General features: G+C 71.1%; 25 protein-coding genes and 2 tRNA genes. 6 read left to right on the plus strand and 21 right to left on the minus strand.

Annotated elements, in window-relative coordinates; genetic code table 11:
* Positions 1–13: 13 nt before the first annotated feature.
* From JNK12_21255 to JNK12_21265, 3 genes are read right to left on the minus strand one after another with little or no spacing between them, the layout of a single operon-like run.
* Positions 14–520, minus strand: coding sequence for a hypothetical protein (locus tag JNK12_21255; GenBank protein MBL8778478.1), 507 nt, complete (start codon positions 518–520; stop codon positions 14–16).
* Positions 517–720 (minus strand): helix-turn-helix domain-containing protein, encoded by a 204-nt coding sequence (locus tag JNK12_21260; protein MBL8778479.1) that lies wholly within the window; start codon positions 718–720, stop codon positions 517–519. The genes JNK12_21255 and JNK12_21260 overlap by 4 nt, the downstream gene beginning before the upstream one ends.
* Positions 717–929 carry a hypothetical protein gene (locus tag JNK12_21265; protein ID MBL8778480.1) on the minus strand — a complete coding sequence of 71 codons (213 nt, stop codon included), beginning with the start codon at positions 927–929 and terminating at the stop codon, positions 717–719. The genes JNK12_21260 and JNK12_21265 overlap by 4 nt, the downstream gene beginning before the upstream one ends.
* 473 nt (positions 930–1402) lie before the next feature.
* Between JNK12_21265 and JNK12_21270 the strand changes: the two genes are divergently transcribed.
* Positions 1403–1603 carry a hypothetical protein gene (locus JNK12_21270; protein ID MBL8778481.1) on the plus strand — a complete coding sequence of 67 codons (201 nt, stop codon included), beginning with the start codon at positions 1403–1405 and terminating at the stop codon, positions 1601–1603.
* 255 nt (positions 1604–1858) lie between these two features.
* On the opposite strand, the gene JNK12_21275 is transcribed toward JNK12_21270, so the two are convergent.
* The 4 genes from JNK12_21275 to JNK12_21290 all read right to left on the minus strand — a co-directional run bounded on the left by JNK12_21275 (position 1859) and on the right by JNK12_21290 (position 3437).
* On the minus strand, positions 1859–2470 hold the full coding sequence (locus JNK12_21275; protein ID MBL8778482.1) for a hypothetical protein: 612 nt from the start codon (positions 2468–2470) through the stop codon (positions 1859–1861).
* 101 nt (positions 2471–2571) lie between these two features.
* Positions 2572–2644 (minus strand) — tRNA-Ile (locus tag JNK12_21280).
* A 76-nt stretch (positions 2645–2720) separates the two neighbouring features.
* Positions 2721–2796 (minus strand) — tRNA-Asn (locus JNK12_21285).
* Positions 2775–3437, minus strand: a complete 663-nt coding sequence (locus JNK12_21290) for a hypothetical protein (GenBank protein ID MBL8778483.1) — start codon at positions 3435–3437, stop codon at positions 2775–2777. The genes JNK12_21285 and JNK12_21290 overlap by 22 nt, the downstream gene beginning before the upstream one ends.
* A gap of 53 nt (positions 3438–3490) precedes the next feature.
* Here JNK12_21290 and JNK12_21295 point away from each other — a divergent pair, with 53 nt between their 5' ends.
* Positions 3491–3721, plus strand: a complete 231-nt coding sequence (locus JNK12_21295; GenBank protein MBL8778484.1) for a hypothetical protein — start codon at positions 3491–3493, stop codon at positions 3719–3721.
* An 11-nt stretch (positions 3722–3732) separates the two neighbouring features.
* Here JNK12_21295 and rpoD read toward each other — a convergent pair whose 3' ends face one another.
* The 5 genes from rpoD to JNK12_21320 form a co-directional block, all read right to left on the minus strand.
* Complete coding sequence (rpoD, locus tag JNK12_21300) at positions 3733–4893, minus strand: RNA polymerase sigma factor RpoD (protein MBL8778485.1); 1161 nt, start codon at positions 4891–4893, stop codon at positions 3733–3735.
* 156 nt (positions 4894–5049) lie between these two features.
* Complete coding sequence (locus tag JNK12_21305; GenBank protein ID MBL8778486.1) at positions 5050–6825, minus strand: DNA primase; 1776 nt, start codon at positions 6823–6825, stop codon at positions 5050–5052.
* A 19-nt stretch (positions 6826–6844) separates the two neighbouring features.
* Positions 6845–9487 carry a pyruvate, phosphate dikinase gene (locus JNK12_21310; protein ID MBL8778487.1) on the minus strand — a complete coding sequence of 881 codons (2643 nt, stop codon included), beginning with the start codon at positions 9485–9487 and terminating at the stop codon, positions 6845–6847.
* A 1-nt stretch (position 9488) separates the two neighbouring features.
* Positions 9489–10322 (minus strand): methyltransferase domain-containing protein, encoded by an 834-nt coding sequence (locus JNK12_21315; GenBank protein ID MBL8778488.1) that lies wholly within the window; start codon positions 10320–10322, stop codon positions 9489–9491.
* On the minus strand, positions 10319–11611 hold the full coding sequence (locus JNK12_21320; GenBank protein ID MBL8778489.1) for a glycine--tRNA ligase: 1293 nt from the start codon (positions 11609–11611) through the stop codon (positions 10319–10321). Before JNK12_21320 ends, JNK12_21315 begins: the two co-directional genes overlap by 4 nt.
* A 137-nt stretch (positions 11612–11748) precedes the next feature.
* On the opposite strand from JNK12_21320, the gene JNK12_21325 reads away from it, so the two are divergent.
* Together JNK12_21325 and JNK12_21330 are read left to right on the plus strand one after the other, a co-directional pair.
* Positions 11749–12681, plus strand: a complete 933-nt coding sequence (locus tag JNK12_21325) for an RDD family protein (GenBank protein ID MBL8778490.1) — start codon at positions 11749–11751, stop codon at positions 12679–12681.
* 23 nt (positions 12682–12704) lie between these two features.
* Positions 12705–13535 carry an RDD family protein gene (locus JNK12_21330; protein ID MBL8778491.1) on the plus strand — a complete coding sequence of 277 codons (831 nt, stop codon included), beginning with the start codon at positions 12705–12707 and terminating at the stop codon, positions 13533–13535.
* Positions 13536–13628: 93 nt separating this feature from the next.
* On the opposite strand, the gene JNK12_21335 is transcribed toward JNK12_21330, so the two are convergent.
* Positions 13629–14195, minus strand: coding sequence for an NINE protein (locus JNK12_21335; protein MBL8778492.1), 567 nt, complete (start codon positions 14193–14195; stop codon positions 13629–13631).
* A 79-nt stretch (positions 14196–14274) separates the two neighbouring features.
* Between JNK12_21335 and JNK12_21340 the strand changes: the two genes are divergently transcribed.
* Positions 14275–14739 carry a DUF4190 domain-containing protein gene (locus JNK12_21340; GenBank protein ID MBL8778493.1) on the plus strand — a complete coding sequence of 155 codons (465 nt, stop codon included), beginning with the start codon at positions 14275–14277 and terminating at the stop codon, positions 14737–14739.
* 7 nt (positions 14740–14746) lie between these two features.
* Here the strand turns inward: JNK12_21340 and recO are convergent, their stop codons facing one another.
* Entirely contained in the window at positions 14747–15463 is a 717-nt protein-coding gene (recO, locus tag JNK12_21345; protein MBL8778494.1) for a DNA repair protein RecO, read from the minus strand.
* Positions 15464–15474: 11 nt separating this feature from the next.
* Complete coding sequence (gene uppS / locus JNK12_21350; GenBank protein ID MBL8778495.1) at positions 15475–16173, minus strand: di-trans,poly-cis-decaprenylcistransferase; 699 nt, start codon at positions 16171–16173, stop codon at positions 15475–15477.
* Positions 16174–16337: 164 nt separating this feature from the next.
* Between uppS and JNK12_21355 the strand changes: the two genes are divergently transcribed.
* Positions 16338–18239, plus strand: coding sequence for an ATP-dependent DNA helicase (locus tag JNK12_21355; protein ID MBL8778496.1), 1902 nt, complete (start codon positions 16338–16340; stop codon positions 18237–18239).
* A gap of 5 nt (positions 18240–18244) precedes the next feature.
* Here JNK12_21355 and era read toward each other — a convergent pair whose 3' ends face one another.
* The 6 genes from era to hemW all read right to left on the minus strand — a co-directional run bounded on the left by era (position 18245) and on the right by hemW (position 23347).
* The gene (gene era / locus JNK12_21360) at positions 18245–19099 is read right to left on the minus strand and encodes a GTPase Era (protein ID MBL8778497.1); all 855 of its coding nucleotides are present in this window, start codon (positions 19097–19099) and stop codon (positions 18245–18247) included.
* Positions 19100–19108: 9 nt separating this feature from the next.
* Positions 19109–20419: an HlyC/CorC family transporter gene (locus tag JNK12_21365; GenBank protein ID MBL8778498.1), complete on the minus strand. Its 1311-nt coding sequence runs from the start codon at positions 20417–20419 to the stop codon at positions 19109–19111.
* On the minus strand, positions 20416–20925 hold the full coding sequence (gene ybeY, locus JNK12_21370; GenBank protein MBL8778499.1) for an rRNA maturation RNase YbeY: 510 nt from the start codon (positions 20923–20925) through the stop codon (positions 20416–20418). The genes JNK12_21365 and ybeY overlap by 4 nt, the downstream gene beginning before the upstream one ends.
* Positions 20922–21872, minus strand: a complete 951-nt coding sequence (locus tag JNK12_21375) for a PhoH family protein (protein MBL8778500.1) — start codon at positions 21870–21872, stop codon at positions 20922–20924. The genes ybeY and JNK12_21375 overlap by 4 nt, the downstream gene beginning before the upstream one ends.
* Before the next feature lie 52 nt (positions 21873–21924).
* The gene (locus JNK12_21380) at positions 21925–22182 is read right to left on the minus strand and encodes a helix-turn-helix domain-containing protein (GenBank protein MBL8778501.1); all 258 of its coding nucleotides are present in this window, start codon (positions 22180–22182) and stop codon (positions 21925–21927) included.
* 97 nt (positions 22183–22279) lie between these two features.
* A complete protein-coding gene (hemW, locus tag JNK12_21385) occupies positions 22280–23347 on the minus strand; it encodes a radical SAM family heme chaperone HemW (protein ID MBL8778502.1) in 1068 nt (355 codons plus the stop codon).
* Positions 23348–23434: the final 87 nt, after the last annotated feature.

Consider the following 23434-nt stretch of genomic DNA (forward strand, 5'->3'; position numbering starts at 1 on the left):
CTCCCGTCGTCAATCATCGCGGCCCCCTGGACACGAGGCCGCCGCGCCGACCGGAGGAGGGGTACTCGACCTCGGCGGCGAGGGTCCAGCGCTCATCGCCTGCGTAAGCGACCAGCTGCAGCCTGAGGAGTTCGCTGTTGGATGAAGGGTCCCTGAGCCCCGTAAGTACCTCGCGATGCCCGACCTCGAACGGAGCGACAGGCCCTGATCGGACGAACCCATCGCCGCCGGCGAACAGCATCCCCAAGATCGGGGGCGTGTCGTGGGCGTCGACGACGATGGTGGCCTCGAGGTTCGTGAGGGTCGGCCCTGAGACGAGGCGGAACTCGAGGCGCTCGTTGCCGTCCTGGGCCCGGGAGAGGCGGCGCACCTCGACGACCGGTGTTCTCTCGTCGTGGCGGCGGTCGCTGTCGATCGAGCTCAGATCCTCCGTGGCCACGGCCTGGCGGTACGTGTACGAGGCGCTGGCGACCGCTACGCAGAGAGCGAACAGCGAGATGAAGAACGCGGCGAAGATCACGGCTGGGGGCCGTCGACGAACGCGACGACCGAAGCGCGAGAGATGAGCCGGCGGCGGATGCCGGGCACCTTCCGCTCGTAGGTCAGGCCGGCGTCGAGGAGGCGGTCGACCGTGGTGCGGGAGACCCCGATCAGGTCGGCGGCTTCCTGCACGGTGCAGGTGAGAAGCTGGTCGTCGTCGTGGTCCTGTGTGGAGGTCACGATGTGCCTCTACGGCCGGGGTGTGACGCGGCCCACTGCTCGATGTCCTGCCGGCGCCAGAGCACGCAGCGGCCGGCTCCCTTCTCGACGAACGGCGCCGGGAAGTCCCCGCTGTATCGGTCTCGGTAGACGCTTACCACCCGGTTGTTGGCCAAGCCCAGCAGCTGGGCGACGTCGTGGGAGTCGAGGAGGTCGTCAGGGTCGATCACCATCGGCACCCTAGTTGACGATCCTCATCACGACGCATCCCCGGTCACTGGATCGGCCCCACGGAAGCAACAGCGCGAGTGGCGGACCGTGGAGCTCGTCGACGACGGATCCGACCCGGCCCCGCTCGCGCAGGCGTTCCGTGACCGGTGGGCGCCCGGGCTGAACGAATCCACCGCGGTCGACGTCGGCGAGTGGGTGCGGGAGTGGGCGCCGTGAGCGACCTTCTCGTCGGGGCCCCTCCGGGCCGCAAGGTCCCCCACCCTTACCAGCTGGCCGACCTCCTCGACGCCCTCGCCATCCCCTCGAGACGAGGCTGGCTCAGGCCCGCCGACTCGGGCCCGACCGCGGGCACCTTCACCGGCTGGCCCGCACCGGGCTCACCGAGGAGATGGCGGACCGTCTCGCCTGCAGGGCCGGCCTGCACCCCGGTACCGTCTGGCCGCACTGGTGGCCTGACTAAGGGGGCGTGGCGATGACCGACGGCGAGAAGGCGATCGTGGACGAACTGAGCTCGCTCAGGCTGGAGGTGGTGCAGCTCCATCAGCGGGTTGCGCAAGTCGACCGCAGCGCCACGATCATGCTGGTGTTCTTGCTGATCATCGGCGGGCTCGTCGCAGCGATCGCTCTCGGATGGGTCGAGGTGGCCATCAAGGTGAAGGACGCCAGCTTTTGAGGCCGCGCCGCCTCGACAGGCGCGGCTGATCCGCCTCGCTTCTGTCGTCGCGTTCGTCGACGCCTAGGAACGGCCCGGAGGGGCGCATATGCCGCGCACGTCGCACTCGACGGCGTCAGCGGCATCGCGCAACAGGGCCGCTACGGACATCAGCGTGGACAGCGGGCGGCGACAACCGCGCTGCTCGTACTCGCGGGCGACCGGCTGACCGCCGCGGCGGCCGACGCCCTCGACCAGGCGCTCGGCTCATGGACGTCAGCTGCCCCGGATAGGTGACGGGTCAAACGGCCACGTTGTGATCGGGTCGCCGTTCGTCGTTGTGCTCGGCGTGCCCAAGAATGTGTACGGCTCCCCCAGATCTCCGAGATCCTCTGGGTGGTCCAGGTCGAAGCGCGCCGACCAGTTGACGAACGCCTCGGCGACGACCTCGGCACCTTCCAGGGCCTCGGCCATCAGCGGTGTCAACTGACCGACGAAGGTGCCGAAGACCTCGAGCACATCGACCGTCAACCTCAGGACGTTCCACGGGAGGCCTTCCAGGCGGTCCATCGAAAGGTGCGCCACCTGCACGTTCACGGCATCGCGACGGTCACCGAGCGGCCGCACTGGGGTCCAATGCGAGACGTAGTCGAGTGCCATGACGTCCCGCATCTCTCTCCCAGCGATGACCGGGCGCTTCTTCATGCCGAAGAAGTCATCGAGCAGGCGGAGGTGCACAAGCGACGAGATCATGAACGCGCTCTGAGCGGCGCGATCTAGGATCCCGGGCCCGTTCTGCCACATGGCTGCCGTGTGAGCAGCGATGCAGACCTCGTACTCAAGATGCGTCCGAGCGAAACGCTCCAGTTCGTCGGGTGTGAAGGACACAGATCCCATTGCTCCGCTCCCGTTTGCAGATGGTTTGCATCACGCCCTCCCGCGCCCGTGGATGAGCTGGCGGGGCGCAGCGTTTCCCCTTGTCAGGACGGTGGGCCCGGCAGGGATCGAACCTGCAACCGAGCGATTATGAGTCGCCTGCTCTGACCATTGAGCTACGGGCCCCGGCGACAGTCTCGCGGACCGGCCGCACGTCGACGGCGCCGCCGGCGTGGCCACGGCGACGGATCGTCTCGAAATCTGGCTCCGGGGGTGGGGCTCGAACCCACGACCTTGGCATTAACAGTGCCCTGCGCTACCGACTGCGCCACCCCGGAAGGGCTTCTGACGATAGCAGCGCGTGCACCAAGCCCATGACCTTTCGGTGGGTTCGTGTACAGCAGTAGCTGACCGACGGACAGCCGTAGATGTGCTTCGCCTTGCGGATCGAGGGGTCGGGCACCGCACGGTACGGCTTGTAGAACTGCTCGACCGGGATGTCGAGCAGTTCCGACCAGAACGCGTTGGCGGCCCCCAGGTCGAGGCCTTGGTGGAGGTAGTTCCGCAGATGGACACGCGATTCGTCTATCTCGAAGAACCGACGCAGCCAGATGCAGAAGAGCAGCAGCATCCGTGGGTCGCTGTTCGCGAACTTCACCTCCCCGTCGGTCTTGCCACCCTCGCCGGCGTAGAGAGCCGTGCCGGCGACGAGGAAGGCCTCCTCCGACATGACTCCGATCCGCCGCCGCCCCTCCTCTCGCAGATCGGCGATCTCCGTCTCCTTGCGGCTCTTCCAGGGATGCGGCTTCCGGTGCGCCCCCGGCTGGCGGGGCTTGGGCGTGAAGTCGACGTCACGCACCCACACGGACACGGACCCCTTGGCGACGCCGAGCTCGTCGGCGATCTCCTGCAGCGTCCACGATTCCGCCCGCAACTCGCGGGCACGCTCCTGCTCGATGACCTTGCCCCGGTAACCCATAGGCCCATGGTGCTCGGGGGGTGTGACGGGCACGGACGGGGTAGAACCAAGCCATGAAATTCCGAACCGGTCTGATCATCGGCGGCGCCGTGGGCTACTACTTCGGCGCCAAGGCGGGCCGCCAGCGCTACGAGCAGCTCAACCAGGCGCTCCACAAGCTCACCGACTCGCCGCCCGTGCAGTCGGCCGCCACCCGGGTGCGGACGACCATCGGCCGCAACGGCGCCGGCGACCCGACGGTCGACGACACCATCGACCTGATCCAGCCCGAGTGGTCGGCCTGACCACCCTCTGACTACTCGCCGTCGAGGTAGTCCCGCAGCTTCTGGCTGCGGTGGGGGTGGCGCAGCTTCGCCAGCGTCTTCGACTCGATCTGGCGGATGCGCTCGCGGGTGACGCCGAACTCGCGGCCCACTTCCTCGAGGGTGCGGGCCTGACCGTCGTCCAGGCCGAAGCGCAGGCGCACCACCTGCTTCTCCCGGTCGTTCAGCTCGTCGAGCGCCTCGATGACGGCGTCGCCGAGCATCTTGCGGGCCGCGGCCTCGGCCGGGGCCTCGGCCTGCTGGTCCTCGATGAAGTCGCCGAGGTTGGAGTCGTCCTCCTCCCCCACCGGCGAGTCGAGCGACAGCGGGTCCTGCGAGATGCGCTGGATCTCGCGCACCCGTTGGGGGGTCATGTCGACCTTCTCGGCCAGCTCCTCGATGGTCGGCTCGCGCTCGAGTTCCTGCATCATCTGGCGCTGCACCCGGTACACCTTGTTGATCGACTCGACCATGTGCACCGGGATGCGGATGGTGCGGGCCTGGTCGGCGATGGCGCGGGTGATGGCCTGGCGGATCCACCACGTGGCGTACGTCGAGAACTTGAAGCCCTTGGTGTAGTCGAATTTCTCGACCGCCCGCATCAGGCCGAGGTTCCCCTCCTGGATGAGGTCGAGCAGGAGCATGCCGCGGCCGACGTACCGCTTGGCGATGGAGACGACCAGCCGGAGGTTGGCCTGGGTGAGGGCCTGCTTGGCCATCTCCCCGTCCCGGGCCGACCGCTGGAGGCGCAGCATGACGTTGCGGTCGAGCTCCTCGCCGGCGGCGGCCGCGTCGGCCAAACGCTCGGAGGCCTTGGTGCCGACCTCGATGCGCTTGGCCAGCTCGACCTCCTGCTCCCCGTTGAGCAGCGAGACCCGTCCGATCTCCTTGAGGTACATGCGCACGGGGTCCGCAGAGCCGCTCTGGGTGTCGGCACCACCGGTGTCGGTGGCCCGGGTGGACCTGGTCTTCGGGCTGCCCGAGGGCAGCGCCGCCGCGTCGAGCGTCTCGTCGAGGGCGATGCCCTCGCTGTGCAGCAACGTCCGGACGCCGAGGATGACGTCGGTCGACACCTCGACGTCCTTCATCACCTGGAGGACCTCGTCGAGGGTGAGCTCGCCCTTCGCCCGACCGCGCTCGAGCAGTGCCTGCATCTCGGGCTCGGGGACGCCCGCCCAGGGGGGCAGCGGCGTGACGGCGTCGGCCATCAGCGACCGCTCCGGAAGGGGACGCGTGCGCACGAGGGAGGGTGGTCGTCACCCTGGCCGGCCCGCCTCCGCAGGCTGGCCCCCCCGAGCCGCTGTGCCCCGTCAGTCATCGTTCTCCTCGGCCGTGGTGGCCTCTTCTGCGAGCCAGGCTAACAACTGCGCGCGCACCGCCTCGTCGGGGTCGTCGGGGTCGACCTGCTCGATGGCCATCTTGAGCCAGGCGATCTGCCGCGACCGATCCGCGTCGAAGGCGCGCCGGTTGGCCGCGTCCAGGCGGCGCAACGCCCGGCGGGCCGCCGCCGCCGTGAGCAGGCTGGCCACGTTCTCGGGGTCGCCCTCGGCCTCCTCCACGACCAGGCGCTGCAGGAGGTCGGCGGCGCGGGGATCGCAACGCTCGAGCACCTCGTGCATCGTGCCGCCCGGGGCGAGCGCCCGGAACACGGCCGCATGCAACTCGTCGGTGAAGAGCACCTCGTCGAGCAGGTGGCCAACGGCGTCGGGGTCGTGCACGGCCAGGCGCAGCGCCTCGACCTCGGCGTTGTCCCGGCCGTCACGCACGTCGGCCGGCCGGGGCACGGCCGGTGCCCTGGCCTCCTCACCTCGCACCACCCCCGCGAGACGCTGGCGCAACTGGTCGGGGTCGAGCTGGCAGCGGTCGGCCACCTCCATGACGTACTGATCGCGCACGAGCTGGCTGGGGTGCTCGGCGATCACGGTCAGCGCGGCCTCCGCGGTGCGGGCGCGACCTTCGGGGGTGGCGACCGAGCCCTCCGAGAGGGCGCGGTGCACCCGGAACCCCAGGAAGGGCGTGGCGTGCTCGACCGCCGCCACGAGTGCCGCCGGGTCGGTGCGGGCGAGGTCGGCCGGATCGACCCCCGCGGGCAGCGCCGCGACCGCCACGTCGATCTCGTAGGCCTTCTCCCACTCGTAGAAGCGCTCGGCGGCGGCCTGGCCGGCGGCGTCGGCGTCGAAGGCCAGCACCACCCGGTGGGCGTAGCGCTTGAGGGTGCGGAAGTGCTCTTCGGTGAGGGCGGTCCCGCAGGTGGCCACCGCACGGGGCAGGCCGGCGTCGGCGAAGCCGATCACGTCGGTGTAGCCCTCGCACACGATGGCCTCATCGGCTTCCACGATCCCCGCCTTCATCCAGTTGAGCCCGTAGAGCACCTTGCTCTTGGCGTAGAGGGCCGACTCGGACGAGTTCTTGTACTTGGGCCCCTCGTGGCCGGGCAGGATGCGACCGCCGAAGGCCACCGGGTCGTCCTGCACGTCGAAGATGGGGAACAGCACCCGACCCCGGAACGCGTCCTGCTGCTTGTTGCGTCGATTCACGAACCCGAGGCCCGTGTCGCGCAGCACGTCGTCGGGGACCTTCAGGTGGCGGGCGAGGGCGTCCCACTCGTCGGGCGCCCAGCCCAGCCGGTAGCGACGCACCTTCTCGCCGTCGAAGCCCCGGGTGCGCAGGTAGCCACGTGCCTCCTTCGCGTCGGCGCCCGTGAGCAGGCGCTCGTGGTACCAGGTGACGGCGCGCTCCATGGCCTCGAGGAGGCGCTTGCGGCGTTTGCGGCCCTCGTTCTCCCCGCTGTCGGTGTAGCGGACGGTGATGCCCGCCTTGGCCGCCAGCCACTCGACCGCGCCCGGGAAGTCGAGGTGCTCGATCTCGCGCACGAAGGTGATGGCGTCGCCCTTGGCCTGGCAGCCGAAGCAGTAGTACAGGCCCTGCTCGGCGTTGACGGAGAAGGACGGCGACTTCTCGGCGTGGAACGGGCACAGGCCCACCCAGCGGGTGCCGACCCGCTTCAGCTGGAGGTGCTGCGACACCACCGCGACGATGTCGGTGGACTCGCGCACCCGCACGATGTCCTCGTCGACGATCCCCACGGGTCAGTGCTCCCCGGCGCTAGCCCCCGGAGGAGGCGGCGAGCACCGATCGGGCCGCCTCCAACCGGGCGATGGGCACACGGAACGGCGAGCAGGAGACGTAGTCGAGGCCCAGACGGTGGAACAGCGCGATGGACGCCGGGTCACCGCCGTGCTCCCCGCAGACCCCCATCTTCAGGTCGGGCTTGACCGCACGGGCCCGCTCGACGGCGAGGCCGACGAGGCCACCGACGCCATCGGGGTCGATGCTGTCGAAGGGGTCGCCGGGCAGGAGCCCGTGCTCGAGATAGGTCTCCATGAGCCGGCCCTCGACGTCATCGCGGCTGAAGCCGAACGTCATCTGGGTGAGGTCGTTCGTCCCGAAGGAGAAGAAGTCGGCCTGCCGGGCGATCTGGTCGGCACAGATCGCGGCGCGCGGGGTCTCGATCATCGTGCCGATGCGCACGTCACCCTCGGCGAGCCCGTCCCCGGCGGGCCCGGCGAGCTCCTCCTCGACCCAGCTCCGGGCGAGAGCCAGCTCGGCCTCGGACACCACGAGCGGGATCATGATCTCGACGATCGGGCGGCCGCCCGCGGCCCGCCGGTTGGCGGCCGCCTCAAGCAGGGCACGCACCTGCATGCGGTAGAGGCCGTCTTTCAGCACCCCGAGACGGACGCCCCGGGTGCCGAGCATGGGATTGGCCTCCTGCCAGCTCCGAGCGGCCGCGAGCAGCTCGCTCTCCTCCTCATCGAGGCCGCCTTCGCGGGCCTCCTTGACGACGAGGCCTTCCACGTCGGGGAGGAACTCGTGGAGCGGCGGGTCGAGCAGGCGGATCGTGACGGGGAGCCCGTCCATGGCCTCGAGGATCCCCTCGAAGTCCTCCCGTTGGACCCGACCCAGCTCGTCAAGGGCGGCGGCCTCGCCCTCGGGGGTGTTGGCCAGGATCATGCGGCGCACGACCGGCAGGCGATCACCGAGGAACATGTGCTCGGTGCGGCACAGGCCGATGCCCTCCGCGCCGTGCTCCCGGGCCCGGGCGGCATCTTCCGCGGTGTCCGCGTTGGCGCGGACACCCAGATCGCGGCCCCGCACCTCGTCGGCCCAGGCGAGGACGGTGTCGAACTCGGCCGGTGTCTCCCCCATCGTGAGGTGCATGGCACCGAGGACCACCTCGCCGGTGGTGCCGTCGATGGAGATCACGTCGCCCCTGTTGACCACCGTGTCACCGACGCGGAAGTGGTTGTCACCGACGACGATGGCCTCGGCGCCGCAGACCGCGGGCTTGCCCCACCCCCGCGCCACCACGGCGGCGTGACTGACCAGTCCGCCACGCGACGTGAGGATGCCCTGCGCCACCTCCATGCCGTGGACGTCCTCGGGGGAGGTCTCCTGGCGGACCAGGATCACCTCCTCACCCTCGTGAGCGGCGCTGACGGCCTCGTTGGCGTCGAAGTAGGCCTTGCCCACGGCGGCACCTGGCGACGCGGCCAGGCCGGTGGTGAGCACCGTGTGCTCGACGTGCTCGAACTGCGGGTGCAGGACCTGGTCGAGGTGATCGGCGGAGACCCGCTCGACGGCCTCGGCGTGGGTGAGGCGGATGGCCGGATCGTCGGCCATGGCCACGGCGAGGCGCAGTGCCGCGGTACCGGTGCGCTTCCCCACCCGGGTCTGGAGCATCCAGAGCTTGCCCTGCTCGACGGTGAACTCGGTGTCGCACATGTCCCGGTAGTGCTGCTCGAGGGTGGCGAAGATCTCCTGGAGCTGGCGGTAGAGCTCGGGCCACCGCTCGCCCATCTCGTGGAGCGGCTGGGTGGCGCGGATGCCGGCCACCACGTCCTCGCCCTGGGCGTTGACCAGGAAGTCTCCGAAGCTGCCGGCCGCACCGGTGGCCGGGTCGCGGGTGAACCCGACGCCGGTGCCCGACTCGTCGTCGCGGTTGCCGAAGACCATGGCCTGCACGTTGACGGCCGTGCCGAGATCGTTGGGCAGGTGCTCGCGGCGGCGGTACGTGACGGCGCGGGGCGACTGCCACGACGCGAACACCGCATCGATGGCGCCGCGGAGCTGGGTCATCGGGTCCTGTGGGAAGGGCTCGCCGGTGTGCTCGGCCACGAGCGCCTTGAAGCGGTCGATGACGAGGTGCAGCAGATCGGCGGGGACGTCGTGGTCGGTCTCGGCGCCGGCGAGGTCGCGGGCACCTTCGAAGCGGCGCTCGAACTCCTCGCCCGGCACCTCGAGGACGACCTTGCCGTACATCTGGATGAAGCGCCGGTAGGAGTCGAGGGCGAAGCGCTCGTCGGCGGTGGCGCGGGCGAGGGCCTGGACCGACTCGTCGTTGAGGCCGAGGTTCAAGATCGTGTCCATCATCCCGGGCATCGAGTACTTGGCGCCGGACCGCACGCTGACCAGGAGCGGGTCGTCCCCGAGCCCCAGCCGGCGGCCCATGCGCTCCTCCAGCCGCGCCACGTGGCGCTCGATCTCGTCGGCCAGGCCGGCAGGCCACCCGCCGGCGAGCGCAGCGCGGCACGCCTCGGTCGTGATGGTGAACCCGGGCGGGACCGGCAGCTTGAGCACGGAGGTCATCTCCGCGAGGTTCGCCCCCTTGCCACCGAGCAGGTCCTTGCGCGCCATCGGCGGCTCGGGGTGCTCGTGATCGAACGCGTAGACGAGGGAGTCGGACATGTCAGCCCACCTTCGTGGCCTTGAGGGTGTACATGAGGGGAAGCAGCGGTCGGTCCTCGGGCATCCAGTAGGTGCCGTCCTCGTGGCGTTCGAGGAACGGCCAGCGCTGGAACACCGTGTAGGGCTGCTCGTGCAACAGGTCGAGGTGGAGACCCTGGGCCAGGACCGCGGAGACCACCTCGCTGATGGGGTGCTGCCACTCGAACGACCGGTTGTGGACGGTGGGGGCGTCCGGATCGGCGTAGGTGCCGGCGTCCTCCCACGTGAGGGGCTCGGCGTCGGCGAAGTAGTCGTACTCCACGTCGAGCTGCTCGTCGGCGAACACATCGGCGAACGGATGGGCCTCGCGAAGGTAGAGCCGCCCACCCGGGCGTAGGAGGGCGGCCACGATCTCCGCCCAGCGCCACACGTCGGGGAGCCAGTTCAGGGCCCCGAGGTTCACGTAGACGATGTCGTACAGGTGGTCCAGCACCTCGAGCGCGTCGTACACGTTGGCGGCCACGAAGCGGGCGTCGATCCCGCACTCGCGGGCGAGGCCCTTGGCCGCTTCCACCGCCGGCTGGGAGAAGTCGAGACCCGTGACGCGGGCGCCGAGGCGCGCCCACGAGAGGGTGTCGAGGCCGAAGTGGCACTGGAGGTGGACCAGCTCCCGGTCGCGCACCGGGCCCATCTCCTCGATCTCGAAGGGCTCGAGCGTCTGGCGGCCGGCCTTGAAGTCGGCCACCCCGTAGAAGTCCGAGTCCACGTGGATCGGCACCCGCTCGTCCCACATCTGACGGTTGGCGTCGAACCAGTCTTCGGGGGTCGCCTCCGCCGGGCCGGCATCGGTGGTCATGCCAGCCGCTCCTGGAGATAGGCGAGCAGGTCGCCGACCGGCACGCGGTCCTGGTCCATCGAGTCGCGCTCGCGCACGGTGACGGCACGGTCGTCGAGGGAGTCGAAGTCGACGGTGACGCAGTAGGGCGTGCCCAGCTCGTCCTGGCGGCGATAGCGCCGGCCGATGGCCTGGGTCTCGTCGTAGTCGCACATCAGGTGGGGCTGGAGCAGCGCCAGCACCTCCCGGGCCATGGGCGTGAGCGTGTCCTTCTTCGACAGGGGCAGCACCGCCACCTTGTAGGGGGCGAGGCGATGGTGGAGGCGCAGGACGGTGCGGGTCTCGCCGCGGACCTCCTCCTCGTCGTAGGCGTCGAGGAGGAACGCCATCATCGTGCGCGTGGCGCCGGCCGCCGGCTCGATCACGTGCGGCACGTAGCGCGTGTTGGTGGCCTGGTCGAAGTAGTCGAGACGCTCCCCGGAGGCCTCGCTGTGCTTCGTCAGGTCGTAGCTGCCCCGGTTGGCGACGCCTTCGAGCTCGCCCCAGCCCCAGGGGAACAGGTACTCGACGTCCGACGTCCCCGCCGAGTAGTGGCTGAGCTCGTCGGCCGCATGGGGGCGCAGGCGGAGGTGACCCGGATCGATGCCGAGGTCGATGTACCACTGGCGCCGCTCGCCGCACCAGTACTCGAACCACGTCGCCGCCTCGTCGGGTGGGACGAAGAACTCCATCTCCATCTGCTCGAACTCGCGGGTGCGGAAGATGAAGTTGCCCGGGGTGATCTCGTTGCGGAAGGACTTGCCGATCTGGGCGATGCCGAACGGCGGCTTCTTGCGGCTCGCCTGCAACACGTTGGCGAAGTTCAAGAAGATCCCCTGGGCGGTCTCTGGCCGCAGGTACGCGACCGCGGCGTCCTCCTCGACGGGCCCCGCGTGGGTCTTGAACATCAGGTTGAACTGGCGCGCCTCGGTGAACGACCCCCGGGTGCCGCAGGTCGGGCACACATCGGGGTCGGGGATGTCGTCGGAACGGTGCCGGGCGCCGCAGTGGCGGCAGTCGACGAGCGGGTCGGTGAAGTTCGCGAGGTGTCCCGACGCCTGCCAGACCGCCGGCGGCGACAGGATCGCCGCGTCGAGCCCGACCACGTCGTCACGCAGCTGGACCATCGAGCGCCACCAGGCGTCCTTGACGTTGCGCAACAACAGCACGCCGATGGGGCCGTAGTCGTAGGTGGACCGGAACCCGCCGTAGATCTCCGCCGAGGGGAACACGAAGCCCCGGCGCTTGGCCAGGTTGACGATCTGCTCCATGCGGTCGGGAGCGGGTGTCTCGGGGTCGGTGGCGTCGGCGTCGGGGGGCATCGAGGGGAGACTACCGCTCGCCCCTCCCGGCCCCGTCCGGCGCTCGCCGCGCCGCGCGGGTCGCCGATGCGGTAGGAATAGTCCCCGTGACCGACGACGCGCGCCGCAACGACCCCACGCGCGTGCTGGCCCGGCGGACGTTGGCCTGGCTGCTCGACGTGGTGCTGTTCGAGGCCACCTTCCTCGCCGCCATCGTGGTGTTCGGCCAGCGCTTCACCGGCGCCGCCATCGCCGCCGAGCCCGCCGGGTTCCGCTTCGAGAGCGGCGACGCCACGCTGTGGTTCCCGAAGGACGTGCCCGGCCTGGGTGATTCGGTGCTGGTGGTGCCGGGCGACAAGTTCTGGTTGGCCGTGGCGCTGTTCTGGGTGGCCCTCCTCATCGACTGGGTGCTGGTGCAGGGCCTCACCGGCGCCACGTTCGGCAAGGGCATCTGCCGACTCCGCTGCGTCACCCGCGAGCGCCCGAAGCCCGGCATCGGCCGCGCCTTCGTGCGCACCCTGCTCTGGGTCATCGACATCATCACGATCGTGCTGCCCATCGGCTTCATCCTCGCCACCTTCACCAAGGGCCACCGCCGCGTGGGCGACTTCGCCGGCGCCACCTTCGTGGTCGACCGCAAGTTCGCGGCACGCCTCGGCGGGCGGGGGCGTGGCCGCGACGACGCCGAGCGGGTCCCTGCCGACGAGGTCGCGCTCACGGGCGTGGAGGACGGGACCGGCGAGTACGGCGAGTACGGCGGGTACGGCGACGACGAGCAGTACGCCCCGGTCCCCGCCGGCGACGAGCCGCCGTCCGTGTTCGAGCCCGGGGCGACCCCGACAGCCGCCGCAGCCACCGCCGCCGCCGCATCGACGCCCGACTCCGGGTCCGGCGGCGGAGCGCCCGAGCGCTCGACCGAGCCCGTGTGGAACGACGCGCTCGAGACCTACGTGCGGTGGGAGCCGTCGGTGGACCGCTGGATCGGCTGGGACGAGGAGGCGCAGAAGTGGCGCCTCGTCGATCCGTCCCGACTCCAGTAGCCGGATGGGGTAGAAAAGGCGCCGTGAGCGCCTACCAACCAGCAGCAGACCCCACGGCCGTCGTCGGCAAGCGCGTCGTCGCCTTCATCATCGACTGGATCATTCTTCTGGCAGTCAACTGGATCCCCTTCGTGTTGCTCGCTGACTCGGGGGACATCGACCGAGTCACCTGCTCGGGCCTGCTGAACCAGTGCACCACCGTGAATTCCACTGTGTACGGCCTCTCGTCGACGAACGCAGCAATCGTCCAGGTGATCTCGTGGGGCTACGCGATCGGGATCTTCGTGTTCCTCCAGGGGTTCAAGGGCTTCACCCCGGGCAAGGCCATCATGGGCCTGCGGGTGGTCAACCCCGAGGGCGGCGCTCCCGGCCCGGTCAAGGCCCTCATCCGCTGGGTGCTGCTGATCGTCGACCTCCTCCCCTACTGCATCCCGGGCCTCTTGGGGTTCATCCTCATCCTCACGGGCAAGGACCACACCCGCCTCGGCGACCGTGCCGCCAAGACGTTCGTCGTGGGCAAGAACGACGTCGGGCGCCCCATCGGCAGCCCCGTCATGGCCGCCGACCCGTACGGCACGCCGGTGGGCGCGGCAGCCGGCGCCTACGGCGCTCCGGCCGGCGCCGCCCCCTACACGCCGGCCGCGCCGCCGGTGACGGACGCCTTCGCGGCGGCTCCCCCCGTGGCCGAGCCCGCTCCCGCTCCGGCGGCCGAGGCCGCGGCGGCGCCGGCCCCCAGCGGTGCCGAGCCGCAATGGGACCCTGCCCGCAACGCTTACATCCAGTGGGACGCCGCCCAGGGCTCGTGGCTCCAGTTCGACGACGCCACGCAGCAGTGGCGGCCCATCGACCAGTAGCCCCGCGCTGGTTCGCTCGACTCGGACGCGACGAGGCCCTCCCCATCGGGGAGGGCCTCGTCGCGTCTCGCCCACCGCGCGGTGGGTGGCCGGTCAGTCGGTGAGGGGTCGGCCCTCGGCGTCGGTGGAGAAGCTCGGTGAGCCGGTGAGGATGAGGATGCCCTCGATGAGGCCCCAGATCCCACCGATGCCGCAGGTGAAGAACGTGACCGCGATCTGGGCGATGCCGATGCCGGGGTAGCCCAGGTAGAAGCGGTGGACACCGATGCTCCCCAGGAAGATGCCCAGGAGCCCTGCCGTCATCTTGGACTTGAGCGGGCGCCCGTCGGGACCGACGGTCACCTTTGCGTAGGGCTGCGGTGCGTACCCCTGCTGGGGCGGATACCCCGGCTGCGGCGGTGCGTACCCGGGCTGCGGCGGCGCATAGCCCGGCTGCGGCGGTGCGTACCCGGGCTGCGGCGGCGCATAGCCCGGCTGCGGCGGTGCGTATCCGGGCTGCGGGGGCGCGTACCCGGGCGCCGGTGTGGGCGGCACGGCCGCGGGCGGCGGCGTCGGCGCCTGGGGCTCGGTCGGCGCGTCGCCCCCCGGCGGCGGCGGGGCGTGCCAGACCGTCTCGCTGGGGTCGGTGTCGCCCGGTGGGGGTGGCGGGTAGTCGCTCATGCAATCCTCGTTCCTCGGGAGCGGCCGCACGTTACCAACCACGCCCGGCGGGGGCGCCGATCGCGCGAAGCTGTCCGACATGAGCGACTACTCGCAGGGCCCCGGCTGGTGGCAGGCATCGGACGGCAAGTGGTACCCGCCCGAACAGGCCGCTCCCGCCGCTCCGGCCGCGCCTTGGGGCTCCGCGCCGCCCGCCGGCATGCCCTACGGCAACCCGGCGTACCAGGCGCCCTCCACCAACGGCATGGCCATCGCCGCCCTCGTGTGCGGGGTGTCGAGCCTGGGGGTCGGCTTCATCACCTGCGGCATCGGCTCGGTCGCGGCCATCCCCGCAGTCATCCTCGGCCACATGGCCCGCAAGCAGATCCGGGAGTCCAACGGCGCCCAGCAGGGCGACGGCATGGCCCTCGCCGGTCTGATCACCGGCTACATCGGCATCGGCATCCTCGTGTTGGTGATCATCCTGTTCATCATCGGGGCCGCCACCGACTCCGGCACCACCAACGACTTCGGCCTCCAGGCCAGCGCGCTCGCGGGGAGCTGAGCCCGACTCAGGCCTGCTCGAGCACCCCCAGCGACCGTAGGCGCCGCTCGAGGTGGTGCTCGAGGGCCCGGGTGGCCAACAGCTCCACTTCGATGCCGGCGGGCGAATCCGGCGCGTCGAGCGCCGCTCCCAGCTGCCCGCCGAGGATCTGCTGGAGCAGCACCACGGCCTCGGGGCTCACGGCGGTCCCCCGCCGACACCCTCGGCAGAGCAGACCGCCCTCGTCGAGGTCGAACGACACCAGCTCCTCCGGGGACCCGCAGCGCACGCAGCGGTCGACGGTCGGGCGCAGGCCCTCGAGCGCGAGCAGCTTCCAGAAGAACCCGGCGACCACGAGGTTGGACGAGTGCGCCGAGAGGGTGCGCAGCGCCCGGAGGAGCAGCTGGTAGAGCGGCGTCGAGGGCGGGGCGTCCTCGCTCACCTGGTCGACGGCCTCGAGCATGGCCGATGCCCGGGCGAACCGGTCGAGGTCCTCGCGCACCGCCCGGAAGTGGTCCACGGTCTCGACCTGGGTGACGATGTCGAGGTTGCGGCCCTCGTAGAACTGGGCCGCCACGTGGCTCGTGGGCTCGAGGCGGGCCCCGAACTTCGAGCGGGTCTTGCGCACGCCCTTGGCCACGGCACGCACCTTGCCGTGCCCGGCGGTGTAGAAGGCCACGATGCGGTCGGCCTCGCCGAGCTTGTGGGTGCGCAGCACGATGCCGTGCTCGCGGTACAACGCCATCAGCGCACCGCCTACCCGGCGGCGGACCGCTTCTTCCGGTCGCCGTCCTTGTCGAGGCCGCCGAAGCGGCGCTCGCGGCGCTGGAACTCGCGCACCGCGTCGGCGAGGTGCTCGCGACGGAAGTCGGGCCACAGCACATCGGTGAAGACGAGCTCGCTGTAGGCGATCTCCCACAGGAGGTAGTTGGAGATGCGGTACTCCCCCGAGGTCCGCACCATGAGGTCCGGATCAGGCATCTCGGGGTCGTACAGGTGCCGCCGGATGGACGCCTCGGTGATCTTGTCCGCGGGCGTCCCCTCGGCCACCAGCGCCCGCACCGCATCGACGATCTCGGCCCGCCCGCCGTAGTTGAACGCGATGGTGAAGGTCATCCCGGTGTTGTGCCGGGTCAGCTCGATGGACTCGTCCATGCGCCGGATGAGGCGTTTCGGCACCCGCCAGTCGCGACGGCCCACGAAGCGCATGCGCACGTTGCGGGCGTGCAGCTCATCGCGGCGGCGGCGCAGGATCGACTCGTTGAAGCCCATGAGGTACCGCACCTCGTCGGGCGGTCGCTTCCAGTTCTCGGTGGAGAAGGCGTAGACGGTGACCCACTTGATGCCGAGCTCGAGGGCACCCTCGACCGTGTCGAACAGGGCCTCCTCGCCGGCGGCGTGCCCTTCGGTGCGCTTGAGGCCCCGCTGCTCGGCCCAGCGGCCGTTGCCGTCCATGACGAGGGCCACGTGGGCGGGCACCCGCGCAGGATCGATGTCGGCCGGCACCACGCCTGCAACCTACCGCCTCGCCGCCACCGGCCCGAGCATGGGGGCGGCCGGACCCGCAGGGCACGGTCAGCTGCCGCGGGGCACCGACGCGCCACCCGTAGGGTGAGGCCGTGACCCTCCCCGAGCGCACCGTCTCGACCCTCGACCGGGTCACGGGCGCGCTGCCCGGCGGCGGTGAGCGCCGCGAAGGCCAGCGCCGCATGGCCGAGGCCGTGGCCGAGGCCATCACCGCCGGGCGCCATCTGATCGTCCAGGCAGGGACGGGCACCGGCAAGTCGCTCGCCTACCTGGTGCCCGCCGCGCTGAGCGCCAAGCCCGTCGTGGTGGTCACCGCCACCAAGGCCCTCCAGGACCAGCTCTACACGAAGGACCTGCCCTTCCTCGCCGGCCACCTCGATCGCGACCTCGACTACGCCCTCCTCAAGGGCAGGTCCAACTACCTGTGCCGCCAGCGCGTGGCCGAGCTCGACACGGACCAGGGGGCACTCGGGCTCGACGATGCCAGCGAACGCGTCTCCTCGGTCGAGCTCGAACGCCTCCTGGCCTGGGCGGACGAGACCGACACGGGCGACCGGGCGGAGCTCGCCTTCGAACCGTCGGGAACCGCCTGGGCCGCGGTCAGCGTGGGCCCGCGCGAGTGTCCGGGCGCCTCGAAGTGCCCCCAGGGCGAGGCGTGCTTCGCGGAGGAGGCCCGGCGGGCGGCCTCCTCGGCCGACGTGATCGTGGTCAACACCCACCTCTACGGCACCCACCTCGCCAGCGGCGGGGCGGTCCTCCCCGAGCACGACGTCGTGGTGTTCGACGAGGCCCACCAGCTCGAGGACGTCATCTCGGCGACGGCGGGCTTCGAGCTGAGCGGGGGGCGGCTCCACGCATTGGCCCGCACCGTCGGCGCCATCGTGGAGGACCCCAGCCTCACGGCCGCGCTCGACGCCGCCGGGGACCACCTGACCGTCGCGCTCTCGCCGCAGGTCGACCGGCGCCTGCGGGGAGCGGTCGACCCCGCGCTCGCCGACGCCCTCCTCGAGGTGCGCACCCGCCTCGAGGTGGTCCAGGCGGCGTTGCGCAAGGTCCCGAGCGACGCGCCCGGCGACGTGGCCGCTCGACGGGAGCGAGCGGTGAAGGCCACCGGCTCCCTCACCGACGACGTCGACGCGGTCATGGACGTGCCCCCGACGCACGTGGCGTGGGTGTCCGGCCCGGAGACCAACCCCACCCTGAAGGTGGCCCCCATCGACGTCGGCGAGGTGTTGCGCGCCACCCTCTGGGAGAACGCCACGGCGGTGCTCACCAGCGCCACCATCCCGCCGGCGCTGGCATCCCACCTCGGCCTCGACGAGGGCGAGGTCACCCAGCTCGACGTGGGCAGCCCCTTCGACTTCGAGGAGCACGGTCTCCTCTACTGCGCCGCCCACCTGCCCGAGCCCCGCAGCGCGGCGTACGAGGCGGCCATGATCGACGAGCTCGTTGGCCTCATCGAGGCGGCCGGCGGTCGCACCCTGTCGCTCTTCACGAGTTGGCGGGTGATGGAGGCCGCCGCGGCGGCGGTGGCGGGTCGCATCAGCACCCCGCTGCTCACCCAGCGGGACCTGCCCAAGCCCGCCCTGGTCCGCCGCTTCACCGAAGAGCCCGAGACCAGCCTGTTCGCCACCATGGGCTTCTGGCAGGGCGTGGACGTGCCGGGGCCGTCGCTCAGCCTCGTGACCATCGACCGCTTGCCGTTCCCCCGCCCCGACGACCCGCTGCTGCAGGCCCGCCGCGAGCGGGCCCGGGCCGAGGCGTTCCGGCTGATCGATCTCCCCCGCGCCGCCACGCTGCTGGCGCAGGGAGCGGGGCGGCTCATCCGCTCCGCCGACGACCGAGGCGTGGTGGCCGTCCTGGACTCCCGACTGGCGACCGGCAACTACCGGTGGGACATCGTGCGGGCGCTGCCGCCGATGCGCCGCACACGTGACGGCGCCGAGGTCCGCGCCTTCCTCGAGGCGCTCCGCACCCCCGCGTCGACGGCCTGATCCCGCTAGTAGCCGAGGCGCTCGAGCGCCTTCGGTCGCCGCTGCCAGTCCTTGTCGACCTTCACGAAGAGCTCGAGGTAGGCGCCCTCGGGGAGCTGCTTGCGCACGGCGGTGCCCACCGCTTTGAGCACCGCCCCCTTCTTGCCGATCACGATCCCCTTCTGGGACTCCCGCTCGACGAGGATCTCGCACCGGATGCGCGGCCACTCCCACTCGGTCACCCGGGTCGCGATCGAGTGGGGCAGCTCGTCTCGCGCGACCGCCAGCAACTGCTCACGGACGAGCTCGGCGACCCAGAAGGCCTCCGGCACGTCGGTGACCATGTCCTCGGGGTAGTACGCCGGGCCCTCGGGCAGCCGGGACACGAGGTGGTCGACGAGTGCGTCGACCCCGTCCCCGGTACGGGCCGAGACCGGGAAGTACTCGCTCAGGTCCAGGCTCGCGGCCTTGGCGAGCTGGCGGAGGACCTCCTCGGGTGCGGCGGCGTCGACCTTGTTGACCACCACCACGGCATCCCGCGGCACCCGCGCCGCGACGAAGCGATCCCCGGGGCCGAGCGACGCGCTGGCGTCGATGACCAGGCAGACGACGTCGACATCGCCGATCGCTCCGGTGGCCGTGGCGTTGAGGCGGTTGCCCAGCTCGGTGCGGGGGCGGTGGATGCCGGGCGTGTCCACGAAGACGACCTGCGCCGCGAGCTCACCGTGGGGGTCGCGCCGGTTCAACACGCCCCGCACCTCGGTCCGCGTGGTCTGCGGCTTGTCCGAGACGATGGCGACCTTGGTGCCGAGGATGCGGTTGACGAGCGTGGACTTGCCCACGTTGGGACGTCCGACCACCGTCACGAAGCCCGACCGCATCCGCTGACGCTACCCGCCCTTCGACGTCGCGCCGCCGGGCGCCACGGGGGTGATGCGCACCCGGCCGATGCGGCGGGCCTGCACCTTCTCGGCCCGGAGCTCGTGGTCGTCGAACTCCACGGTCTCGCCTTCGGCCGGCACCCGACCCAGTTGGCTGTAGAGGAACCCGCCGATCGTGTCCCAGTCGCCCTCCGGGACGTTCAGGCGCAACAGGTCGTTGACCTCGTCGATGGGCATGCGGGCGTTGACCCGCACACCGCCGTTCGGGAGCGGCTCGACCATCGGCTCCTCGACGTCGAACTCGTCACGGATCTCGCCCACCAGTTCCTCGATGAGGTCCTCGAGGGTGACCATGCCCGCCGTGCCCCCGTACTCGTCGATGACGATGGCGATGTGGAAGCGCTCGTCCTGCATCTGACGCAGGAGGTCCGGGACCTTCTTGGTCTCCGGCACGTAGACGGCCGGCCGCAGGACGGTGGAGACCGTCTCGGAGCCGGCGTCGTCGCGCTCGGCCCGCATGAGGTCCTTCGCGTAGACGATCCCGACGATGTCGTCGATGCCTTCGCCGTAGGCCGGCAGACGGCTGTAGCCGTGCAGGATGGCGACCTCGATGGCGGCATCGATCTGGAAGTCGGCGGCGAGGGTGACCATGTCCGTGCGGGGGACCATCACCTCTCGTGCGATGGTGTCGCCGAACTCGATGATGGACTCGATCAGTGCCCGTTCCTCGAGCTCGATGACGTCCTGCTCGGCGGCCGTCCCGGCCAGGGCGAGCAGCTCCTCCTCCGACACCGATGGGCCCTCGCGGCGCCCCTTGCCCGGCAGGAGGACGTTGGAGAGACCGATGAGCCCCCGCGTGGCCCAGCGCAGCGGCCAGAACCGGGCCAGGGCGCCGACGAAGGGGGCGAGCCGGGTGGCCGTCGTGTCCGTGTGCTGCAGCGCGTACGTCTTGGGCATCGCCTCCGTGAGCACGAAGAGCGCGGCGATCTCGACGACGAGCGCGGCGAGTGCGCCGGGCAGCCCCCACGACTCGTAGGCGACCACCGCGACCACGGTCGCCAACCCGAGGTGGCAGACCAGGAGCAGCAACAGGACCGGGTTGAGGATCTCGTCGCGGCGCTCGAGGAGGTCGGGCAGCGCGCCGCCCCGGCGTCGGCCCGGGGTGCCGTCGGCCTCGGCCGCCGCCGCCCGCTCCTCCTCGATGGCCGCCGCCCGGGCGCGCCCGAGGTGGGTGAGCGCGGACTCGGCCATGGCCAGGACGACCGCCAGCAACAGCAGCGCGAGCACGCCCACCCCACCCAACAGGTAGGTGGTGCTCATGGCCGGCGCTCCAGTCCGTGCGCAGCGAGGTGCCGGCGCTCGCATGCCACCATGGCGGCGGCCTCGTCCGCGTCGGCATGGTCCATGCCGAGCACGTGCAGGACGCCGTGCACCACGAGGAGCGCCACCTCGGACTCGTAGCCGCCGGGGGGCACGGCGTTGCGACGGGCCACCGCGGGACAGATCACCACGTCCCCCAGGAGGCGGGGGGCACCCGGTCCCGCCGTCGGGTCGGGCTCGGCATCGAGGGGGAACGACAGCACGTCGGTGGGGCCCGTCCCGCCCATGTGGGTGGCGTTGAGCTCGGCCATCGCCTGCTCGTCGACGAAGGCGACCGTCAGCTCGGCCGGGCCGGCCACCCCCTCCCCCTCGAGGACCGACGCGGCGAGCCGCTGCCATCGCGCCGTGTCGACCGGCTCGTCCGAAGCGTGGCCGTCCTCGGGCCGTTCGTCGACCACCACCACCTCGACGGCGCCCGGGGCCGCCCCCCGCCGGAGGACGCTCACGTCCGTTCGACGGCCGACCGCTCGTAGGCGTTGACGATGTCGGCCACGATGCGGTGGCGCACGACGTCGGCGGCGCCGAGGTGGACGAACCCGAGGCCGTCGATGTCACCCAGGACGCGCTCGAGGCCGCCGAGGCCACTTCGCCCGCCGGGCACGTCGACCTGGGTGACGTCGCCCGTGATGACCGCCTTCGAGCCGAAGCCGATACGGGTGAGGAACATCTTCATCTGCTCGGGTGAGGTGTTCTGGGCCTCGTCGAGGATGATGAACGAGCGGTTGAGGGTGCGGCCGCGCATGAAGGCGAGCGGCGCGACCTCGACCGTGCCCTTGTCGAGGAGGCGTTGCGCTCCCTCGGCCTCGACCATGTCATAGAGGGCGTCGTAGAGCGGGCGAAGGTAGGGGTCGACCTTGGCCATCAGGTCCCCGGGCAGGAAGCCGAGGCGCTCGCCCGCCTCCACGGCCGGACGGGTGAGGATGATGCGGTCGACTTCCTTCGCCTGGAGCGACTGGACGGCGCAGGCCACCGCGAGCCAGCTCTTCCCCGTGCCCGCCGGTCCGATGCCGAAGGTGATGATGTTGTCGCGGATGGCGTCGACGTAGCGCTTCTGGCCGCTCGACTTGGGACGCACGGTCCGCCCCCGCGCCGACCGCCACACCTCGGCCGACAGCACCTCGGACGGCCGCTCGTCCGCCCGGACCATCGCGATGGTGCGCGTCACGGCCGCGGGTTCGAGGGTGTGGCCCTGTTGCACGAGCAGCACGAGCTCGTCGAACAGGTGGCCCACCAACTCGGCGTCGGCACCGGACACCGTGATCTCGTTGCCGCGCACGTGGATGGTCGCGTCGAACGCGCCCTCGATGAGCCGGAGCAGCTCGTCTCGTTGGCCGAGGAGGCTCACCATGAGGTGATTGCCCGGCACGCTGATCTGGACCTGGGTCTCGGGCATCGGCCGCGCCGACTCTACCGGCGCAGGAGGCGCGGAGGGCAGGGTTCGGCGCTCACTCCTGGTCGTCGCCGTCGCCCTCGTCGGCGGTGCCGGTGCCCGCCTCCGGGTACAGGTGGTCGAGGGTCCCCGGCTCGATGCGGCAGGACTCGATGAAGGTGTCGACCTCGGACTCCTGCAAGCGGATCACCCGCCCGAACCGGTACGCCGGCAGGTCGCCGTTGTCGATGAACCGGTAGAGCGTCCGGGGCGTGATGCCCACCCGCTTGGCGGCGTCAGCGGTGGAGAGCCAGCGGATCTCGTCGTCACCCATATGAGCGCCAGCCTAGACCCCCTCCTCCCTTCCGGCACCGCACGGCCAGCACTCTGCATGGGTTTCATGCGGTTTCGGGTCACCACCGAGGGTGCCGTCAACGAAGGCGCACCGCCACCTCGTTGGCGAGCAGCCGGCCGGCGACGGTCAGGTGGGCCCGCTCGTCACGGACCTCGACGAGACCGTCGAGCGCGCGGTCGCGGTCCAGCGGCAGCGCCGAGGCCGGTACGCCGTCCGTGGTGCGCAGGGCGAGCTGGAGTGCCTCGATCCGGCGCTCCTCCGCGTCGAGCCGCTCGTCGGCGGCCTCAGGGTTGCGCCCCTCCTCGACCGCCTCGACGTAGCGCTCCGGCGTGCGCAGGTTCCAGAACCGCCTTCCTTCTCGGTGTCCGTGGGCGGCGCAACCGATGGCGGCGTACTCACCCTGGGACCAGTAGAGGAGGTTGTGACGGCAGGCCTCGCCGGGGCGGGCCCAGTTGGAGATCTCGTACCACTCCAGGCCCGCGTCGCCCAGCACCTCGGTCGCGAGAAGGTACTTGTCGGCCTGGTCGTCGTCGTCGGGGTGGCGGTCCGGGTCGTCGTGCAGCGCCGTGCCCGCCTCGACGGTCAGGCCGTAGGCGCTCACATGGGGCGGATCCAGGGCCACAGCGCCTTCGAGGGTCGTCCGCCAGTCGGCGACCGACTCGCCGACGGCCCCGTAGATGAGGTCGACGTTGAAGCGCTCGATCCCCGCGGCGCGGACGAGGCCCACCGAGCGCCGGACGTTGTCCGGGTCGTGGGTGCGGCCGAGCGAGGCGAGAACGGCCGGCACCATGGACTGCACCCCGAGGGAGATCCGGTTGACCCCGCCGGCGGCGTAGGACGCGAGCAGCTCGGCGGTCACGGTGTCGGGGTTGCACTCGACCGTCACCTCCGCGCCCTGCGCCAGCGGCAGCGGCTCGAGCACCGCCATCAGGTCGTCGGGAGGGACGAGCGAGGGCGTGCCCCCGCCCACGAACACGCTGGTGATCGGCGGCAGTCCGTCGGCCACCTCACGCTCGACCTGGCGGCGACACGCCTGGAGGTACTCGTCGACGAGGTGGCCCCGATCGGTCCAGGTCGCGAAGGCGCAATAGTCGCAGCGGGACGCGCAGAACGGGACGTGGACGTAGCAACCGAAGGGCTCCACCGTCGCTCCTGCCTTGGCCGGCGCGGGCACGCGCGGCTGCGGGCCCGGGTGGTCGATCCTACCGAGGGCCCGGAGCGACGCCCGTGG

Source organism: Acidimicrobiales bacterium, assembly GCA_016794585.1.
In the GTDB taxonomy this organism is placed as follows: Bacteria; Actinomycetota; Acidimicrobiia; order Acidimicrobiales; family DATDAH01; genus JAEUJM01.

Coding starts and splice junctions, on each gene's coding strand:
- JNK12_21270 (MBL8778481.1), top strand. CDS start 1,403: ATGACCGACGGCGAGAAGGCGATCGTGGACGAACTGAGCTCGCTCAGG.
- JNK12_21295 (MBL8778484.1), top strand. CDS start 3,491: ATGAAATTCCGAACCGGTCTGATCATCGGCGGCGCCGTGGGCTACTAC.
- JNK12_21375 (MBL8778500.1), bottom strand. CDS start 21,872: ATGCCCGAGACCCAGGTCCAGATCAGCGTGCCGGGCAATCACCTCATG.
- era (MBL8778497.1), bottom strand. CDS start 19,099: ATGCGGTCGGGCTTCGTGACGGTGGTCGGACGTCCCAACGTGGGCAAG.
- JNK12_21290 (MBL8778483.1), bottom strand. CDS start 3,437: ATGGGTTACCGGGGCAAGGTCATCGAGCAGGAGCGTGCCCGCGAGTTG.
- recO (MBL8778494.1), bottom strand. CDS start 15,463: ATGGCGTTGTACCGCGAGCACGGCATCGTGCTGCGCACCCACAAGCTC.
- JNK12_21380 (MBL8778501.1), bottom strand. CDS start 22,182: ATGGGTGACGACGAGATCCGCTGGCTCTCCACCGCTGACGCCGCCAAG.
- JNK12_21320 (MBL8778489.1), bottom strand. CDS start 11,611: ATGGAGCAGATCGTCAACCTGGCCAAGCGCCGGGGCTTCGTGTTCCCC.
- JNK12_21335 (MBL8778492.1), bottom strand. CDS start 14,195: ATGAGCGACTACCCGCCACCCCCACCGGGCGACACCGACCCCAGCGAG.
- JNK12_21365 (MBL8778498.1), bottom strand. CDS start 20,419: ATGAGCACCACCTACCTGTTGGGTGGGGTGGGCGTGCTCGCGCTGCTG.
- uppS (MBL8778495.1), bottom strand. CDS start 16,173: ATGGACGGCAACGGCCGCTGGGCCGAGCAGCGGGGCCTCAAGCGCACC.
- rpoD (MBL8778485.1), bottom strand. CDS start 4,893: ATGCAGGCACTGCTCGAGCGCGGTCGGGCGAAGGGCGAGCTCACCCTC.
- JNK12_21340 (MBL8778493.1), top strand. CDS start 14,275: ATGAGCGACTACTCGCAGGGCCCCGGCTGGTGGCAGGCATCGGACGGC.
- JNK12_21310 (MBL8778487.1), bottom strand. CDS start 9,487: ATGTCCGACTCCCTCGTCTACGCGTTCGATCACGAGCACCCCGAGCCG.
- JNK12_21315 (MBL8778488.1), bottom strand. CDS start 10,322: ATGACCACCGATGCCGGCCCGGCGGAGGCGACCCCCGAAGACTGGTTC.